The 16,239-nt window shown below is 73.3% G+C and carries 16 protein-coding genes; 10 read left to right on the top strand and 6 right to left on the bottom strand.

The annotated features are described in order from the left end of the window. Positions 1 to 149 precede the first annotated feature (149 nt). The 6 genes from T328_RS07345 (at position 150) to T328_RS07320 (ending at position 5,637) form a co-directional block, all read left to right on the top strand. The gene (locus T328_RS07345) at positions 150 to 827 is read left to right on the top strand and encodes a phosphoribosyltransferase (RefSeq protein ID WP_496495070.1); all 678 of its coding nucleotides are present in this window, start codon (positions 150 to 152) and stop codon (positions 825 to 827) included. Between the two features lie 166 nt (positions 828 to 993). Further along, entirely contained in the window at positions 994 to 2,664 is a 1,671-nt protein-coding gene (locus T328_RS07340; RefSeq protein ID WP_496495069.1) for an ATP-binding protein, read from the top strand. A gap of 19 nt (positions 2,665 to 2,683) precedes the next feature. Next, entirely contained in the window at positions 2,684 to 3,070 is a 387-nt protein-coding gene (locus T328_RS07335) for a roadblock/LC7 domain-containing protein (RefSeq protein WP_496495371.1), read from the top strand. Beyond that, positions 3,067 to 3,420, top strand: a complete 354-nt coding sequence (locus tag T328_RS07330; RefSeq protein ID WP_496495068.1) for a DUF742 domain-containing protein — start codon at positions 3,067 to 3,069, stop codon at positions 3,418 to 3,420. The genes T328_RS07335 and T328_RS07330 overlap by 4 nt, the downstream gene beginning before the upstream one ends. Continuing rightward, entirely contained in the window at positions 3,401 to 4,021 is a 621-nt protein-coding gene (locus tag T328_RS07325) for a GTP-binding protein (RefSeq protein WP_496495067.1), read from the top strand. Before T328_RS07330 ends, T328_RS07325 begins: the two co-directional genes overlap by 20 nt. A gap of 152 nt (positions 4,022 to 4,173) precedes the next feature. Then, positions 4,174 to 5,637 (top strand): cytochrome P450, encoded by a 1,464-nt coding sequence (locus T328_RS07320; protein ID WP_496495370.1) that lies wholly within the window; start codon positions 4,174 to 4,176, stop codon positions 5,635 to 5,637. Between the two features lie 7 nt (positions 5,638 to 5,644). Here T328_RS07320 and T328_RS07315 read toward each other — a convergent pair whose 3' ends face one another. Continuing rightward, positions 5,645 to 6,607: a terpene synthase family protein gene (locus T328_RS07315; protein ID WP_496495066.1), complete on the bottom strand. Its 963-nt coding sequence runs from the start codon at positions 6,605 to 6,607 to the stop codon at positions 5,645 to 5,647. A gap of 356 nt (positions 6,608 to 6,963) precedes the next feature. Here T328_RS07315 and T328_RS07310 point away from each other — a divergent pair, with 356 nt between their 5' ends. The 4 genes from T328_RS07310 (at position 6,964) to T328_RS07295 (ending at position 10,966) form a co-directional block, all read left to right on the top strand. Next, positions 6,964 to 8,568, top strand: coding sequence for an alkaline phosphatase D family protein (locus T328_RS07310; protein WP_496495065.1), 1,605 nt, complete (start codon positions 6,964 to 6,966; stop codon positions 8,566 to 8,568). Positions 8,569 to 8,686: 118 nt separating this feature from the next. After that, entirely contained in the window at positions 8,687 to 9,535 is an 849-nt protein-coding gene (locus tag T328_RS07305) for a GNAT family N-acetyltransferase (RefSeq protein WP_496495064.1), read from the top strand. Positions 9,536 to 9,658: 123 nt separating this feature from the next. Beyond that, a complete protein-coding gene (locus T328_RS07300; RefSeq protein WP_496495063.1) occupies positions 9,659 to 10,588 on the top strand; it encodes an alpha/beta fold hydrolase in 930 nt (309 codons plus the stop codon). 21 nt (positions 10,589 to 10,609) lie between these two features. Further along, positions 10,610 to 10,966: an MmcQ/YjbR family DNA-binding protein gene (locus T328_RS07295; protein ID WP_496495062.1), complete on the top strand. Its 357-nt coding sequence runs from the start codon at positions 10,610 to 10,612 to the stop codon at positions 10,964 to 10,966. A gap of 18 nt (positions 10,967 to 10,984) precedes the next feature. Here the strand turns inward: T328_RS07295 and T328_RS07290 are convergent, their stop codons facing one another. The 5 genes from T328_RS07290 to T328_RS07270 all read right to left on the bottom strand — a co-directional run bounded on the left by T328_RS07290 (position 10,985) and on the right by T328_RS07270 (position 16,235). Further along, a complete protein-coding gene (locus T328_RS07290; protein ID WP_496495061.1) occupies positions 10,985 to 11,911 on the bottom strand; it encodes a transketolase family protein in 927 nt (308 codons plus the stop codon). A gap of 37 nt (positions 11,912 to 11,948) precedes the next feature. Beyond that, on the bottom strand, positions 11,949 to 12,677 hold the full coding sequence (locus T328_RS07285) for a thiamine pyrophosphate-binding protein (RefSeq protein WP_496495060.1): 729 nt from the start codon (positions 12,675 to 12,677) through the stop codon (positions 11,949 to 11,951). 371 nt (positions 12,678 to 13,048) lie between these two features. Then, the gene (locus T328_RS07280) at positions 13,049 to 14,446 is read right to left on the bottom strand and encodes a sulfatase family protein (RefSeq protein ID WP_496495059.1); all 1,398 of its coding nucleotides are present in this window, start codon (positions 14,444 to 14,446) and stop codon (positions 13,049 to 13,051) included. 32 nt (positions 14,447 to 14,478) lie between these two features. Continuing rightward, positions 14,479 to 15,297: a carbohydrate ABC transporter permease gene (locus T328_RS07275; RefSeq protein ID WP_496495058.1), complete on the bottom strand. Its 819-nt coding sequence runs from the start codon at positions 15,295 to 15,297 to the stop codon at positions 14,479 to 14,481. Further along, positions 15,297 to 16,235 carry a carbohydrate ABC transporter permease gene (locus tag T328_RS07270; RefSeq protein ID WP_496495057.1) on the bottom strand — a complete coding sequence of 313 codons (939 nt, stop codon included), beginning with the start codon at positions 16,233 to 16,235 and terminating at the stop codon, positions 15,297 to 15,299. Before T328_RS07270 ends, T328_RS07275 begins: the two co-directional genes overlap by 1 nt. Between the last annotated feature and the right edge of the window lie 4 nt (positions 16,236 to 16,239).

Raw genomic sequence — 16,239 nt, 5'->3', positions numbered from 1 at the left:
GCCGCCCGCCGCCCCCGGCCCCCCGTCCACCGCCCCCGTCCGCGGCGTGGGCCGCCCCCGGGCCCCGTACGAGCGCCGCGCGAGGTGCGTACCCGCCCGGGGCGTCGCACAATATGACGTGACCGGGGGGACCCCGACGGAGCGGGATCATGCGCTTTGAGGACCGCACGGAGGCGGGCCGCGCGCTCGCCCGGCGGCTGCGGGACGGCCGGCCCGCGGCCGGCCCTGTGCCCGTCGGCCCGCCGCCCGCCGCCGGCTCTCCGCCGGCGGCCGTGGTGCTCGCGCTGCCGCGCGGCGGTGTGCCCGTCGCGTACGAGGTCGCGCGTGCCCTCGGCGCCCCGCTCGACGTCCTGCTCGTCCGCAAGATCGGCCATCCGCGCCGCCCGGAGTACGGGCTCGGCGCGGTGGCCGGCGACGCCCCGCCGCTCTACGACCCGGACGCGCTCGCCGCCGCCGGGCTCACCGCCGGTGATCTGGCGCCCACCGTCGAGCGGGAGCGCGCCGAGCTGCGCCGCCGCGAGGAGGTCTACCGGGGCGGCCGGCCGGCGCCCGCGCTCGCCGGGCGCTGGGTCGTCGTCGTGGACGACGGGCTCGCCACCGGCGCGACCGCCCGCGCGGCGCTGCGCGCGGTGCGGGCGGCGGGGCCCGCCCGCCTCACGCTGGCGGTGCCCGTGGCGTCCGCGGACGGGCTGCGGGCCGTACGGAGCGAGGCGGACGACGTGACGTGTCTGTACACGCCGGCGGGGTTCGGCGCGGTCGGCCTCTGGTACGACGACTTCGAGCAGCTGTCGGACGCCGATGTGCTCGAACTGCTCGGTAAGAGCTGAAAAGCGGTCGGAACCGGTTTGCTGAGTGGCCGTCAACTAATGTCAAACGGGCGTTAGTTGGACATGCTGCGAACCTATGCCCGCGGCAAGCGGAGCGCACTAAGCTGCTTGCGATGCTCAGCGTGATCGCTTGGCGTCACACAGTCGTTCGACCCTGAGGATGCTGATGGATCCAGCGGGACCCGCCTCCGGCGCCCGGCGCACGGGCTTCGTCCGCTGGTGGCTGATACCCACCGCCGTCGTGGTCGTGAGCACGGCCATCGCCCTGCCGCTCGTCCCCGCGGACGCGCGCACCCCCGTCGCCGTGTGCGGCGTCGTCGCCGCCCTCGTCGTCGCGCTCGCCGCCGCGGCGGCCGAGCGCCGCGGACGGGCCGCCAGCGAGCTGTACGCGAGACACGCCGAGCACCAGGCGGCGTGGGAGCGCCGGCTCGCCGCCCAGGAAGCCGAGATGGTGCGGCTCGCGGGGCTGCTGCCCCAGGCCGTCGCCCGGCTGCAGCGGGGCGAGTACGCCGAGGAAGTGCTGACGGACGCAGAGGCGGAGAAGTCGCTGAGCCCGCAGGTGCGCGCCGCCCACGCGACCGCGCTGCGCTCCGTCGTCGAGGCGGTGCAGAACGCCGAGGACCTGCGCGTCTCCGCCGAGCGCGGATTCGTCAACATCGCCCGCCGGGTGCAGGCCATCATCCACCAGCAGGCGCGCAGCCTGCGGGAGATGGAGGACCGGCACGGCCGGCGGCACGAGTTCTTCGCCGACCTGCTCAAGCTGGACCACGGCACGGCCCTGGTCGGCCGGCTCGCCGACAGCATCGCCGTGCTCGGCGGAGACCGCCCCGGCCGTCAGTGGGGCAAGGCCATCGCCCTCTACAGCGTGCTGCGCGGCGGCATGTCCCGCATCATCGACTACCAGCGGGTCGAGCTGCACCCGGTGGCCGAGGTCGCCGTCGTGGGCTCGGCCGTCGAGCCGCTGATCCACGCCGTCGCCGAACTCCTCGACAACGCCACCCGCTACTCGCCGCCGCACGCCAAGGTCCATCTGTCCGCCACCGAGGTCCAGTCCGGTGTCGCCATCGAGATCGAGGACGGCGGCGTGGGTCTCAGCGAGGAGGCGCGCGAGCGCGCCGAGCGCATGCTCGCCGAGGCCCAGGCCGGCATCGACCTCAACGACCTCGGCGAGACGCCGCGGCTCGGGCTCGCGGTCGTCGGCCGGCTGGCGCAGACGTACGACTTCCGCGTCTCGCTGCGCCCGTCCGCGTACGGCGGCGTCCGCGCGGTGCTCGTCGTGCCGCAGGTCCTGCTCACCACCACGCCCGCCACCGGCGCCGCCCACGGCATCGGCGCCACCTCCGGGCCGCGGCCACTGCGCACCGCGGGGGTCGCGGGGAGCACCGGCACCCGCGAAGGCGTCCGGCACGGTACGGACCGGGTGCCGCCCTCGCGGCAGGCGGGCCCGCAGCCCTCGCCGCCCGCGCACGCCGGGCCGGTCTCCGGCAACCTGCCGCAGCGCCGCCGCCGGGCCCCGGCAGCGCCGCCGGCCACCCCCGCGGCCGGCGGAGTGGCCGGCCGGCGTACGGCCACCGCGTACCCGGCCGGGACCGAGAACGGCCGCGCGGAGAGCGGCGCCGTCGAGCCGGGCCTGTGGCTCGGCGAGTTCACCCGCGGACTCGAGGGCGAGGGCCCGGCCGAGGACGCCGGGCCCACCCCCGTCGGCGGGGAGGCGCGGGAACCGGGGAGACCCGCCCCCGGCGAGGGCGCGGAGATACGCCCGGAACGCTCCGCCCGCCCATCGCGCGGCGACGGAGCAGCGGAACCGTCGAATCCATCATCGGGCGAGGAGGGCTGACGTGGCGCAGCGAGCGGACATGGACTGGATGCTCCGGGATCTGGCCGAGAGCGTCCCCGAGACCCGGCACGTCGTGGTCCTGTCCTCCGACGGGCTGCGAATGGCACAGCACGGCACGGAGCCGGACACCGCCGACCGGCTTGCGGCCGCCTGTGCCGGGCTGCAGAGCCTGGCGAAGTCGATCGCCAGCGTGTTCCCGGACAGCAACGGCAAGATGCGGATGCTGGTCATCGAGGTCAGCGGCGGCTTCTTCTATCTCATGGCCGCGGGTGCCGGAGCGTATCTGGCGGTCGCGGCCGACGAAGGGGTCGACGCCGGCCTGATGGGCCAGCGCATGCGCGATCTCGTCGCACGCATCGGGGCACACCTGACAAGTCCTCCGCGGAGCGACGGACAGGCCTTATGAACGATGCGGACCACGAGTGGCCCGACGACGGTCCCGAACGGCTCTACGTCATCACCGGAGGGCGCAGCGGCACCGCCGCCGAGGGGGCACTCGACCTGGTCACCCTCGTCATCTCGCGGGCGCAGCCGGCGCCCGGGATGCAACACGAGCGCGCGGCCATCGTCCGGCTGTGCCGCGCGCCGCTGTCCGTCGCCGAGCTGACCGCCTATCTGCGCCTGCCCTTCAGCGCGGTGGCGGTGCTCGTAGCGGACCTGATGGCGGAGGGTGCGGTCGAGATCCGCTCTTCCGTGCCGCCCGTGGCAGACCTGCGACTCCTCGAGGAAGTAATGGATGGACTCGAACAGCTTTGACGCCGTCGTGGGTCCGCGCAGCGAGGACCTCCTGCCGGCCTCGGCGACGACGTCGGTGAAGGTCGTGGTCGTCGGCGGCTTCGGCGTCGGGAAGACGACCATGGTCGGCGCGGTGAGCGAGATCGAGCCGATGACGACCGAGGAGACGATGACCCGGGCCGGCGAGGGCGTGGACCACCTCGCCGGCGTGCCGGACAAGAGCGAGACGACCGTGGCCATGGACTTCGGCCGGATCAGCCTCAACGACCGGCTGGTGCTCTACCTGTTCGGTGCGCCCGGCCAGCAGCGCTTCTGGTTCCTGTGGCAGGGGCTCTTCGAGGGCGCCCTGGGCGCCGTGGTCCTGGTCGACACCCGCCGCCTCGAAGCCTGCTTCGACGTGCTCGGCCGGCTGGAGGAGGGCGGCGTGCCCTTCCTCGTCGCGGTCAACCGCTTCCCGGACGCCCCCCACCACTCCCTCGACGAGATACGCGCCGCGCTCGACCTCCCCGCGCACGTACCGCTCATCACCTGCGACGCGCGCGACCGGGAGTCCTCCCGCAGCGTCCTCAAGTCCCTGGTGCGCTTCCTGCACTCCATCGCTCTGACCACGGAGGCGTCGTGACGACCGATTCCGACCCCGTACCGCACGCCGGGCCACCCGATCCGGCCGCCGCCCCGGCTGCTCCGGCCCCCGACACCGCTCCCGCCGACACCGCTCCCGCCGCGCCGCCGGGCTGCCCCGCGCACGCCGGCGGGGCGGGCGGCCCGGCCCGTATGCACGGCCCCGAGGCGGCCTCGAACCCGTACGGCCTGTACGAGGAGCTGCGCGCCGAGCACGGCGCGGTCGCCCCCGTCCTGGTCAACGGCGATCTGCCCGCGTGGCTGGTCCTCGGCTACCGCGAGCTGCTGGACGTCACCCGCAACCCGACGCGCTTCTCCCGCGACTCCCGCAACTGGCGCTTCCTGCGGGACGGCCAGGTCGGGCCCGACAACCCGCTGCTGCCGCTGGTGACCTGGGTGCCGATGTGCTCCTTCGTCGACGGCGCCGAGCACCGGCGGCTGCGCTCCGCGGTCACCGACAGCATGAAGCGCTTCGACCGGCACGGCATCCGACGCTACGTCACCCGTTTCGCCGGCCAGCTCATCGACGAGTTCGCGCCCACCGGCCGGGCGGACCTGGTGGGCCAGTTCGCGGAGCACCTGCCGATGCTGGTGATGACGAAGGCCCTCGGCATGGCCGAGTCGTACGGCCCGCAGCTGGTCGAGGCCGCACGGGACATGGTCAAGGGCTCCGAGACCGCCATCGCGAGCAACGAACACATCGTGCGGACGCTGCGCGACCTGGTGGCGCGCAAGCAGGCGGCGCCCGGGCACGACTTCGCCTCCTGGCTGGTGGCGCACGACTCGGGGCTCGGCGACGACGAGCTGGTCGAGCACCTGCGGCTGGTGCTGATCGCCGGGTACTCCACCACCGCCAACCTGATCGCGAACACGCTGCGCATGGTGCTCACCGACACCCGCTTCCGCGGCAACCTGGCCGGCGGCCACATGACGCTGCCGGACGCGCTGGAACAGGTGCTCTGGGACGAGCCGCCGTTCTCCGCCGTCTACGGGCGGTACGCCACCGGGGACACGGAGCTGGCCGGCCAGCAGATCAAGGCCGGGGACCTGCTGATCCTGGGCCTGGCCGCGGGCAACCTCGACCCCGAGATCCGCCCCGACCTCGCCCTGCCGGTGCACGGCAACCGCTCGCACCTGGCGTTCAGCGGCGGCCCGCACGAGTGCCCCGGCCAGGACATCGGCCGGGCCATCGCCGACACCGGGATCGACACGCTGCTGGCGCGGCTGCCGGACCTGAGCCTGGCGGTGGCGGAGCAGGAGCTGAAGCACCGTACGTCGCTGCTCTCCCGCGAGCTGGTCGAGCTGCCCGTGGAGTTCACCCCGGTCAAGCCGGGCGCGCGGGCGACCGCCGGCGCGCCGGTGGCCGCGGTCGTCCCGGGGCCGTCCGTGCCCGCGAACGGGGTACCGGCGGCGGGGGAGCGGGTGCCGGCCGCGGTGGCGAGCGCGTCCGCGCCGGGTCCCGGGGCCCAGGCCCCCGCCCCCGAGTCACAGGCGCACGCGCAGCCGCACGCGCAGCCGCACTCCAACGGCCACCCGGCCGGGCCGCGCACGGCGGCCGGCAGGCGGCGGCGGCCGTCGCTGTGGCGGACACTGGTCGCGTGGTGGCGCGGGTACTGAGGCGCCGCTAGACGAGGTGCGGCTCTATGTACGCGGGCGCGGTGCCGACCCTCGTGGCGACCACCTCCCGGTAGCGCGGCGACCAGCCGTGCCACTGGAGGCTGCCGGCGATCCAGTGGCCCAGATCGGCGAGCGACGCGTCGACCACCGCCCACCGTTCGGCGTCGAGGCCGGACAGCGGCCGCATGGCGCGTACGTCCCGGCAGGCGGACACGAAGTCCTCGGTACGCTCCTCGACCCTGGCCGCCGCCTCGTCGAGGGCCTCCTGCCAGGTGCCGCCGCAGAGGCGCCGGAGCACGGCGGCTAGGTGGTCGTGATCGCCGCGGGCGATCTCCTTGTGCACCGAGTAGATGTCGTTGGTCCAGGAGATGACGTCGTTCGCGGCGACCCGGACGGCCCGGTACGCGTCGCTGACGGCGACGACGGCGGGCAGCTCGGTGAGGTTCGCGGGCTCGATCAGGTCGAAGCTCATCTCGCAGCCGGAGTTGAGCCGCCGGCGGCGCTGGAAGTCGGCGAGCGACTGGTGGGCGATCCGGCCCGGTTCGGTGTGCGGGAGGATCGTGAACGCGAGGAAGTCGCGGTAGTGCGCGGCGAACCGCTCGCGCCAAGCGTGGGAGAGGGGCTTGGCCGTACGCTCCCACAGATCGGCGAGCGCGGCGGCGAGGGGGCCGGCCGGCGCCGGCGCGTCGAGGTCGGGGTCGAGCTGGGCGCTCAGCGCGTCGGCGGTGTGCTGCCGCTGGGCGGTGGTGCGGGCGACGTGGCCCTCGTCCAGCTGGTCGTCCACGATCCAGTTGTAGAGCTGCCACTCGGCGACCAGCTCCAGCTGGCCGGCGCGGGGGTAGACGGTGGCGGCGAACCGGCCGAAACCGGCGCGGTGGAAGCGGGCGGCGGCCATTCCGTCGCGGATCAGGTCGGCGCGCCGGGCCCAGGCGATGATGTGGTCGTCCAGGCCCGCCGCCTCGGCGTGCAACAGGGCCGGAATCCGACACGAGATCGGCGGAAAAGTGACCTCCATTGGGGTCGTTTCGTCAAACCTTGCGCCACTCCTGTTCTTCCTGGATGTCATGTTCTGTCTCCTCGGGGCCAGGAATCGACAGTGACGGGCCGTACCTGCCCGTGCGCATGCCTGCGGCAACCTGTTCGCATCTTCTTTGGCTATACCTACGACGGAATGTGCCGAGCGATATGAGACAGAGCGTCACCGCGCCGCGCGTGGTCCATCCGTGTCCGCCGCAGAGGTGCACAACTGTGCCCGCGCGCCCCTATGTTGGTGTGGCCCCCCATGCGTCGCTCAGGACACAAGGCACCGCTCACTGGGAGGCCCCCTTGTCTCGTTTCCCCAGCACTCCGGGATTCAGCCGCCGCCGGTTCCTCGCGCTCTCGTCCGGGATGTCGCTCGCCGCCGCGCTGCCGATCGCCGCCCTGTCCGCCGCCCCCGCGTGGGCCGATCCCCGCTTCCGCGGCGACCCGTTCGCCCTCGGCGTCGCCTCCGGCGACCCGGCGCCCGACGGGATCGTGCTGTGGACCCGGCTCGCGCCCGATCCGCTGGCGGAGGACGGCCGGGGCGGCATGCCCGGGGCCAAGGTGCCGGTGTACTGGCAGGTCGCCGAGGACCCCGGCTTCCGGCGGATCCGGCGCTCCGGGGTCGAGCAGGCCGTGCCGGAGCTGGGCCACTCCGTACACGCCGAGGTCCGGGGGCTGGAGCCGGACCGGGAGTACTGGTACCGCTTCCGTGCCGGCGGCGAGGTCAGCGCCGTCGGGCGCACCAGGACCGCGCCCGCCGCCGGCGCCGCCATCGCCTCGATGGCCTTCGCCTTCATCAGTTGCCAGAACTACCCCGACGGTCACTTCACCGCCTTCCGCCACCTCGCCGAGGAGAACGTCGACGTCGTCGTCCACCTCGGCGACTACATCTACGAGGGCAGCGGCCAGGGCACCATCGGCCGCGGCCACCTGCCCGCCCGCGAGATCCACTCGCTCGCCGACTACCGGGTGCGCTACGGCCAGTACAAGCTCGACCCCGACCTGCAGGCCGAGCACGCCGCCCACCCGTGGATCGTCGTGCTCGACGACCACGAGGTCGACAACAACTGGGCCGACGGCCTCGACGGCGACGACGTCGGCGGCGCCGAGTTCGCGGCCCGGCGCGCGGCGGCCTTCCAGGCGTACTACGAGAACCTGCCGCTGCGCCGCTCCTCCCTGCCCGCCGGACCGCACATGCAGCTCTACCGCCGGCTGCCCTACGGCACCCTCGCCCAGTTCCACGTCGTCGACACTCGCCAGTTCCGCGACAACCAGGCGTGCGGCGACGGCCGGCAGTTCGACTGCGACGACCGGCTCGACCCGGAGCGCACCATGCTCGGCGCCGAGCAGGAGGCCTGGCTGCTCGACGGGCTCACCCGGTCGCGTACCACCTGGGACGTGATGGCCAACCAGATCATGACCATGCAGGGCGACTCCGCCGAGGGCATCGAGCAGGCGTTCGGCATGGACACCTGGGACGGCTACGCCGCCGCGCGGCAGCGCCTCTTCGACGGCGTCGAGAAGCGCGGCATCGGCAACTTCGTCGTCGTCACCGGCGACGCCCACCGCAGCGTCGCCGCCGACCTCAAGCACGACTTCGACGACCCCGCCTCCGCCACCGTCGGCGTCGAGTTCCTCGGCACCTCCGTGAGCTCCGGCGGCAACGGCTCGGACCAGGACGAGTGGGGCCGGGTCTGGCTGCAGGAGAACCCGCACATGAAGTTCCACAACGTCCAGCGCGGCTACGGCGTCTGCGAGGTGACCCGCGAGCACTGGCGCACCGACTACCGCGTCGTCCCGTACGTCTCCACCCCCGGCGCGCCCGTCCTCACCCGCGCCCGGATCCACGTGGCGGCGGGCACGCCGGGCATCCAGGAGGTGGAGCAGCCGGGCGTCCCGCAGCCCTGAGCCGGGGCCGGAACGGCGGGGCGGCTTCACGCCCTCCGGTCCGGGCGTGCGCTCAACACCCGGACCGGGGCGCGGAAATGCACGTGCGCCGGCACGCGGCGGCGGTGCAGGGTGGGGCATGAGCTGGACGATGACGCACGACCTCGACGCCTTCACCGCCGCCGCCGGCCCGTTCCTGCGCGCCGACCCCGCCCCGCACACCGTCCTGCTGACGGCGACCGCCTCGCTCACCGCCGCGGGCCTCGACCGGTACGGCGACGAGCCGCCGGAGTTCGGCTGGTGGCGTGCCCCGGACGGCCGGGTGGCCGGGGCGTACCTCGGTACCCCGCCGATGCCGCTGCTGCTGGCCCGTATGCCCCCGTCCGCCGCGGCCGAGCTGGCGGAGCTGCGCGCCGCCGCCGGGCTGCCGACCTCGGGCGTCAACGCCGGGCAGGCGGCGGCCGAGGCGTTCGCCGCGGCCTGGACCGGGCGCACCGGCGCGGCCGGCACCGTCGAGGACCGGCACCGGCTGTACCGGCTGGGGGAGTTGGTGCCCCCGGACCCGGCGCCGTCCGGGCGCTCCAGGCCCGCCACCGGGGACGCCCGGGACCTGCTGGTGGACTGGACCCGGGAGTTCGGCGTGGAGTCCGGCGGCGGCGCCGGCGACGCGGCCCGCGCCGTGGCCGACCGGCTCGCGTACGGCGGGGCGACGCTCTGGGAGGACGGCGGCCGGCCCGTGTCGTACGCCGGCATCACCCGTACCGTCGCCGGCATGGCCCGTGTCGCGCCCGTCTACACCCCGCCGCCGCTGCGCCGCCGCGGCTACGCGGCCGCCGCCACCGCCGCCGTGAGCCGCGCGGCGCTGGCCGCCGGCGTCCGCGACGTACTCCTCTTCACCGACCTCGCCAACCCCACCAGCAACGCCCTGTACCGGCGGCTCGGCTACGTACCCGTGGAAGACCACCTTGTGATCTCCTTCGGCGACTGACATCCATAAGAGCATCATGGTGCCCGGCGCCCCACCGGGAGAGGCTGGAGCCGGAAGCTCCCGCACCCCGCCGCACCCCGCCGCACCGAACCGCACCGATCGACCGCGAGGAAGGCGAGCCGCATGCACTCCGACACCCTTGAGGCCGGGGACGGCACCCCCGTCTCCACGTACACCTGGCTGCCCGGCGGCGGCCGGCCGCGGGCGCTGGTGCAGATCGTGCACGGCGCCGCGGAGCACGGCCTGCGCTACGACCGGTTCGCCCGCTTCCTCACCGCCCACGGCTACGGCGTCGTCGCCTCCGACCACCGCGGCCACGGCGCCACCGCCACCGCCGCCGCCACCGGCGGCTACGGCGTCACCGGCACGGGCGACGCGGACCCCTGGCGCGCCGTCGTCGGCGACCTCACCGCCGTCGGCGACCGGCTGCGCGCGGACCACCCCGGGCTGCCCTTCGTCCTCCTCGGCCACAGCATGGGCTCGATGCTCGCCCGCGACTACGCCCAGGAGCACGGCGAGGGACTGGCCGGCCTCGTGCTGACCGGCATCCTGCGCAGCCTGCCCGGCGTGGAGACCGAGACCGCGGTGCGCCGGCTGGCGGGGGAGGCCGCCGGGCGCGGGCGCGGCGGGCGCTCGGACTTCGTCCCGGAGATCTTCGCGTCGTTCAACGACCCGTACGAGCACCGCACCGGCTTCGAATGGCTCTCCCGCGACGCGGCAGAGGTCGACGCCTACGTCGCCGACGAGCGCTGCGGCTTCCCGTTCGACGTCGCGCTGTCGCTGGGCTGGGTGCTCGGTACCCGGAAGGTCAACGACCCGTACAACGTGGCCCGGATCCCGGTCGACCTGCCCGTGCACATCGCCGTCGGCGAGCAGGACCCGTGCAACCAGGGCCTCACGCACGTCGCCGAGCTGCTGGAGGACTTCCGCTACGCGGGGCTGCGCGAGCCGACCTGGCGCGCGTACCCCGGGGCCCGCCATGAGATCCTCAACGAGACGAACCGCGACGAGGTCCAGGCCGACCTGCTCGGCTGGCTCGACAAGCACGTGTGAGACGACGACGGGGTAGCACCGATGACCCTCACCGCCGAGGACGTACGCGAGACCGCCCTGGCGCTGCCGCAGACCGCGGAGAAGATGGCGTGGGGCATGCCCACGTTCCGGGTGAAGGGCAAGATGTTCCTCACCCTGCCGGAGGACGAGACGTCGTTCGCGGTGCGCTGTCCCAAGGCGGAGCGGGACGAGCTGGCGCTGGCGGAGCCGGAGAAGTTCTGGATCGCCGACCACGAGGCGTCGTTCGCCTGGGTACGGGTGCGGATCGCGGCCCTGGACGACCGTGACGAGCTGCAGATCATCGTCGCCGACTCCTGGCGCCAGGCGGCCCCGCCCCGGCTGCTCGCGGAGCACCCGGAGCTGGCCGGGGAGTCCTGAGGCGCCGGGGCCCGCGGCTCATGCCGCCGCCGGTACGCCGCCGGGCGCCTCCGTGAACGCCGCGATCCGCTCGCGCAGCGACGCCGCGTCCAGCCCGTGGGCGCGCACGTGCTCGGGGACCGTGCCGTAGCGCCGCAGCTCGCGCCGCGCGGTGCCCAGCCCCAGCACCCGGTGCGGCACGTCGGCCAGCGCGTCGTTCGCGTACGCCGTGGAGGTGCCGGCGAGGTACGGCTCGACCAGGACGACGTCCGCGGCGCGCCCCGTGCCCACCGCGGCCCGCAGCGCGGCGGCGTCGAAGGGGCGCACGGTCGTGGCGTACAGCACCGTCACGTCCAGGCCCTCGGTCGCGGCGAGCACGTCGTCGAGCACCGGGCCGACCGCCACGACCACGCCCCCGCGGCCCTCGCGCACGGTCAGAAACCCCGCGCCGGTGACGGGCCGGCCCGCGGCGTTCGTCTGCTCGGACAGCCGTACGTATACCTTGTCGTCGCCCGCGGCGACCGCGTGCCGCAGCAGCGTCCCGGCCTCGTCCGGGTGGCCGGGCACGTGCACCGTCCAGCCGTCGAGGGTGTCCAGCAGCGCCACGTCCCCGGGCGCCATGTGCGTGTAGCCGCCGGCCGGCCAGTCGTACGAGCCGTAGGCGCTGACCAGCACCGCGCCCGCGTCCTGGTGCCCGAGGTCGAGCTTGACCTGCTCGAAGGGGCGCTCCACGAGGAAGCTGGCGAAGGTGTGCAGGACCGGGCGCATCCCGGCCAGGGCGAGCCCGCCGCCGACGCCGACGAGCAACTGCTCGCGGATGCCGACGTTGATCACGCGGTCCGGGTGCCGCCGGCCCGCGGCGGCGAAGCCGTCGGTGCCGATCTCGGCGAGCACGACGGCCAGCCGGGGGTCCTCGTCCAGCAGCCGGGAGGTGACGGAGGCGAAGCGCTCGCGCATCGTGTCCATGGTCGGGAGTCCTTTCCAAGCGGTGGTGGCGGGGCGGTCAGGCGTACGCGGGCTCGACGCGGGCGACGACCGCGCGGGCCCGCCCGGGGTGCGGGGCGGTGAAAGCGGCGTACAGCTCCTCGTGGTCGCGGCCGTCGACGGTGGCGGTGGACCAGCCGGCGGCCTCGAAGCGGGCGGCGATGCGGCCGGGGAGCGCGTAGGTCGCGGAGGCGTTGTCGATGACGAGGGTGTGCAGCGGGTCCAGGCCCGCGGCGCCCGCGTAGGCGAGGGCCTCGTGGTTGCTGCCCTCGTCCAGCTCCGCGTCGCCGACGAGCACCCACACGCGCGGGTCTTGGCTCGGCCGGCCGTACAGCCCCCGGGCGCGCAGCCCCAGCGCGGTGCCGACGGCCAGCGGCAGGCCGTGGCCCAGCGAGCCGCTGCCGATCTCGACGCCGGGCAGCAGCGTGCGGTCGGGGTGGTGGCCGAGGGGCGAGTCGTACGAGCCGAAGCCGGGCAGCCAGTCGACGGGCAGGAAGCCCTTGGCGGCGAGCACGGCGTAGTACGCCATCGGGCCGTGGCCCTTGGACAGCAGGAACCGGTCCCGGTCGGGGGCCTCGGCGGTCTCGGGGGTCACCCGCAGCACGCGATCGTAGAGGACCCACAGGGCGTCGAGGGTGGAGGTGGCGGCGGGGCCGTGCTTCTCGTCGCCGGTCATCAGTGCCATGAGCCGCGGCAGATCGTGGTATCCCGCGGGCGGCCGCTGCGTTGCTGAGGCTGTCGTGGTCATGTGGCCCACCGTGCAACTTGAAGAAAAGTTCAAGTCAACAACGGCCGGTCACCGGGGGGGCCGCGGGGTGATCTGCGCCACTTCGCGGGCTACCCGGCGGTACGGCTCACCGTCCCAAAACAGGCCCTTCGCGGCATAGCGTTCGTCCCAGGCGCGGCTGCCCATAAACCTGATTGCTCCCCGCTGCGTCTAACGACTAGGAGATCACGTTCTCACAGCCGGGCGGAGGATCCGAGATGACCAGTCAGAAACCCCCCACGCAGCGCGCCACCGCGTCGGTGCCCGTGTGCCCGCGCTGCGGTCGTGTCCGCTGCATCTGCCCGCCCATGGCGGCCGCCTGAGCGGCCGCCATGGGCTCGCCCCACCGGGGTTCAGGGGTGCTTGCGCTGGTGCCCGAAGCGCATGCCGTCCAGCTTGAATCCGTGCACGGTGGGATCGACCCGGCGCTGCGTCGCGCGGCGCTCTTCCGCCGCCTCGATCACCGGCTCCGGCTCGCCCGCCGCGGTGATCCGCGCCAGCAGCCGGGCGCGCAGCCCGTCGGCGAGCGCGCGGTGCGAGGTGAGCCCGACAAGGTTGTCGAGCTCGTACGGGTCGTGGGCCAGGTCGTACAGCGCCGTCTCGACGTACCTGCTGCCGGAGCAGGTGCGCCAGCCGTCGGCCGCGGGGTCGACGACGTAGTACTTCCACCGTGAGGTGCGCAGCGCCCGTCCGCACTCGGACTCGCTGACCTGGACGAAGACGTCCTCCGGCCAGTCGGCGTTCGAGTCGCGGACCAGCGGCAGGAATGAGCGTCCGTGCATCTCCTCCGGGACGTCGAGGCCCGCGGCGTCCAGGAGGGTCGGCGGCAGGTCCAGGGTGCTGACGGGGGCGTCGAGCACCCGGCCGCCGTCGAAGCCGGGGCCGCGCAGGGCCAGCGGCACCCGGATCGAACCGTCGTGGCAGGAGCGTTTGTACTCGAAGTTGCGGGTACGGAAGTGGCTGCCGTGATCGGAGGTGAACGCCACGATCGTGTCGTCGAGCAGGTCCATGCTGCGCAGCGCGTCCAGCAGCCGGCCCAGCCCCTCGTCGACGCGCCGGACCTGGCCGCAGTAACCGGCGATGTGCCGGTGCGCCGTGCCGCCCTCCGCGGACAGCGCGGCCAGGTCCGGCGGCATCCAGCGGCCGGTGTAGCGCTCCTCGTAGCCGTCGGGGGCGGGGTAGTCGTCGACCTCGTTCTGGTGGTGCGGCTCGATGAGGGAGAGGAAGAGGAAGAACGGCTCCTCGTGGTGGTCGGCGGCGAACCGGATCGCCGCGTCGAACAGCGCGTCGGAGCGGTAGCCGGGCAGCCGCACCGGGTCGCCGTCCTCGTCGTACATGACCGTGCGGTACGCGTCGGAGGTGAACTCCAGGACGTTGGCGGCCAGCCAGTGCTGGTAGCCGCCCCGGTCCTCCGGCGGCACCGGGTCCTCCGCGGCCAGGTGCCACTTGCCGATGTACCCGGTGGTGTAGCCCGCGTCGCCGAAGTGGTGCGCGAGCGTGCGGGCGTCGCGCGGCAGCGTGATGCCGTTGCGGAAGCAGCCGGTGTCGGTGGGCCACCGGCCCGTCTGCAGCGCCGCCCGGGCCGGCGCGCAGACGGGCTGCGGGGTGATCGCCGTCGACGCGTACGTGCCCGAGCGGGCCATCCGGTCGAACGCGGGCGTCAGGCCGAGCGGGTTGCCGCCCGCGCCCGTCGTGTCCCAGCGCTGCTGGTCGGTGAACACGACGATGACATGGGGACGCCGGTCGGGCATCGGGGTCCTTTCCAGGGCGGTGGGGTGGGGGGTCATTTCAGGCCGGTCAGGGTGATGCCGCGGACGAAGTAGCGCTGGCTGAAGATCAGCAGCAGGGCCGTCGGCACGAACATGATGACCGAACCGGCGGCGGTGAGGTGCCACAGCTGGAACTGCTCCTGGCTGAACTGGGTGAGCCCCACCGGGATCGTGCGCATCTTCTCCGAGGTCGTCGCCACCAGCGGCCAGAGGAACTCGTTCCACTGGAAGACGAAGGTGAACAGCCCCAGCACGGCCAGCGCGGGCTTGCACTGCGGCAGGATGATCCGCCAGTAGATGGTGAACTCGTTCGCGCCGTCCACCCGGGCGGCGTGGATGAGGTCGTCCGGGATCGGCTGGATGAACTGCCGCATGAGGAAGATGCCGAAGCCGTCCATCAGGAACGGCACGATGAGCCCCTGGTAGCTGTCCAGCCAGCCGAGGTCCGACATCATCACGTACAGCGGGATCATGCGGACGAAGAGCGGGATCATCAGGGTGGCGAGGATGGCGATGAACAGCGTGTTCTTGAACGGGAAGTCGAACTTCGCGAACACGTAGCCCACCAGCGGGTCGAAGATCAGGTGGGAGACCGCGATCGCGCCCGCCACCACCAGGCTGTTGATGATGAAGTTGCCGAACGGCGCCTCCTCGAACAGCGTGCTGTAGTTGCCCCACTGCGGCGAGTCCGGCCACAGCACCGACTCCGCGGACAGCATCTCCGTCTCGGTCTGCAGCGACAGCGAGACCATGTAGACCAGCGGCACGATGGTGATCAGGCTGGCGATGGTGAGCAGCAGGTAGGCGATCGCCTTGGACGTCCTGGCGGTCATCAGTACTGCACCTCCCGCTTCCGGCCGATGCGCAGCTGCAGCAGCGTGAACGCCACGATGACGAACAGCAGGAGCACCGAGAGCGCGGACGCGTAGCCGAAGTCGCGAGAGCGGAACGCCAACTCGTAGACGTGGAAGACGAACAGGTCGGACGCCTCTCCGGGGCCGCCGCGGGTGATGATGTACGCCTGCCCGAACGCCTGCAGTCCGGTGATCACGGCCATCACGGAGACGAAGAGCGTGGTCGGGGTGAGCAGCGGCACCGTGATCCGCCGGAACTGCTGCCAGCGGTTGGCGCCGTCGACCTTGGCGGCCTCGTAGTACACGTCGGGGATGCCCTGCAGCCCGGCCAGGAAGAGGATCATCGTGTGGCCCGTGGTCATCCAGAGCGTCACCGCGACGATGGTGGCCACCGGGTGGGTGTTCAGCCACTCCTGGGTGGGCAGGCCGAGGTCCGACAGGATCCGGTTGAGGATGCCGAGTTCGGGGTCGAGGATGTTGCGCCACATGAGGCCCACCACGGCGATCGAGGTGAGGTACGGCACCAGCAGCGCGAGCTTGAACGCCAGGCTGCCGCGCAGCCGCTGGTTGATGAGCACCGCCAGGCCCATGCCGAGCACGATGGCGCCGATCGTCGTGCCGACGGCGAACTGGAGCGTGACCTTGAAGGCGTTGCGCGCCTGCGGATCCTCGAAGGCGTTGGTGTAGTTGTCGATCCCGGCGAACTCGTCCGTCCGCTGGCCCGTCAGCATGCTGGTGTTGAGGATGTCGGCGATCGGGTAGTAGAAGAAAATCCCGAAGAAGATGATCGCCGGCGTCAGGAACAGATACGCGGTCCGCGCCTGGCGCCGGGCGATCGGTGAGCGCTTGGAGCGCTTGGTGCGCTTCGGCAGCTCCATGGGCTCCGTGCGCTTCGTGAGTTCTGCCGGCGTTGCCATGTGC

It is taken from the genome of Streptomyces sp. CNX435 (assembly GCF_059570575.1).
Note: the sequence above shows the minus strand (reverse complement) of the source record. Positions and strands in the feature narration are given on the sequence as shown.